General features: G+C 56.2%; 2 protein-coding genes. One reads left to right on the forward strand and one right to left on the reverse strand.

Features of this window, described 5'->3' with window-relative positions:
• Window positions 1-32 precede the first annotated feature (32 nt).
• Window positions 33-452 carry a universal stress protein gene (locus ACRYA2_RS26540; protein WP_433634810.1) on the reverse strand — a complete coding sequence of 140 codons (420 nt, stop codon included), beginning with the start codon at window positions 450-452 and terminating at the stop codon, window positions 33-35.
• A gap of 291 nt (window positions 453-743) precedes the next feature.
• Here ACRYA2_RS26540 and ACRYA2_RS26545 point away from each other — a divergent pair.
• The coding region (locus tag ACRYA2_RS26545) for a universal stress protein (RefSeq protein ID WP_433634812.1) at window positions 744-1,501 on the forward strand (758 nt) is incomplete at its 3' end.

Below are 1,501 nucleotides of genomic sequence, written 5' to 3' on the forward strand. Positions count from 1 at the left end.
ATCAGCGAAATCGAGAGACCAACGTTGTTCTCTTAACGGACGATAGCGACGGTAGTCGGTGCCCGCCGGGCGACAGTTTCGGCCACGTTTCCGAAAAGTATCCGATCGACTAGATCACGGCCATGGCTGCCGAGGACAACGGTATCGAACTCCGACGCTCGCTCTACAATCTCCTGAGCTGGCTTCCCCAGGGCGACTGCTGTCGCAATTTCGATGTCATACTCGGCTGCAATCTGGCGGGCACTCTCGAACACGTCCTCGGCGCGTTCCTCCGCTGCTTCATCGAGGTCGTCCTTCATCGCCAGGCTCATCGCTTCGCCGAGGAATGGTGATGGGACACCAGCTACGTGGAAGACGGTGATCTCTGGATCTTCATATGCTGTAAGTGCGTGTTCGAGTGCGCGCTCTGCCATCTCCGACTGATCCATGGGAACGAGGATTCGAGTCGTCATACGTAACTTACATCTTAAAGCCTCTTAACGTCTCACTCGACACGAGGTAGTTCACGCTGTCGTTGCCCCTCACTGTGGTGACCAGCCGCTGACATGGTATCTACAGCCGCTGGCGGGTGTGATATTTTCCAATGTATCGTGTTCGTAGATACGGTCAAGAACTGTTCCTCAGTCGCCTCGCTGTTACATCCGATGGCTAGGAGTAACAATCCGGGTCTACTTTGCGGTGGCGAGCGTAGAGGACGTATGTTTGAGACGATTCTCATTCCGTACGATGGGAGTCAAAGCAGTATGCAGGCGCTCGACAGTGCAATTGCAACCGCCAAGCGCACAGGAGCGACCGTTCACGTCGTCTATGTCGTTGACCTCGACGATATCCCCGGTAGCCATGACGAGTTACTCGCCGACCATGGGGATGAACTAACAGTTGAAGGGACAGGACAGGATATTTTGTCCGATGCCGTCGAGCGTGTGACTGCTGCAGATGTTGTTGTCAAGGACACATTATTACGAGGTGATACAGCGACAGCGCTTCTGGAGTACGTGGACACGATAGACGGTGATCTCATCGTTCTCGGGCATCACGAAACTAGACGATTGCACCACTTTCTCCACCGCAGTGTCGCTGAGCAGGTCGTGCGAGCGTCGACTGTTCCAGTGCTGACGGTTCCAGAACGCAGTGACGGAGTCGACTCGGCGTGGCAGTCGATTCTGCTGGCGACAGACGGACGTTCAGGATCACGCCGCGCCACGGATATCGCCTTCGAGTTCGCCGAGACGTACGGGGTGACGGTGCGAGGATTGTACGTGCTGGGTTCACGGTTTGCTAGGTCGACCCCGCTCCGGGAAGTCCTCGAACGTGAGGCGCAGAAGACAGAACGCGAGTTGGTTACACGAGCAGCCCGATCCGGCATCGACTTTGTCTGGGAGCAACGGGAAGGCAAGCCAGCGAAAGAGATTCTAGCCGCTGTCGATGACTACCGTGCTGACCTCGTCGTGATGGGGACACGTGGACAGACGGGCTTCGACAGACTCTTTATGGGGAGTGT

This window comes from Halomicrococcus pelagicus (assembly GCF_050954125.1).

What these genes read in the sequence shown, in the direction of transcription:
- ACRYA2_RS26540 (WP_433634810.1), bottom strand. Translation starts at nt 452, where the DNA reads ATGACGACTCGAATCCTCGTTCCCATGGATCAGTCGGAGATGGCAGAG.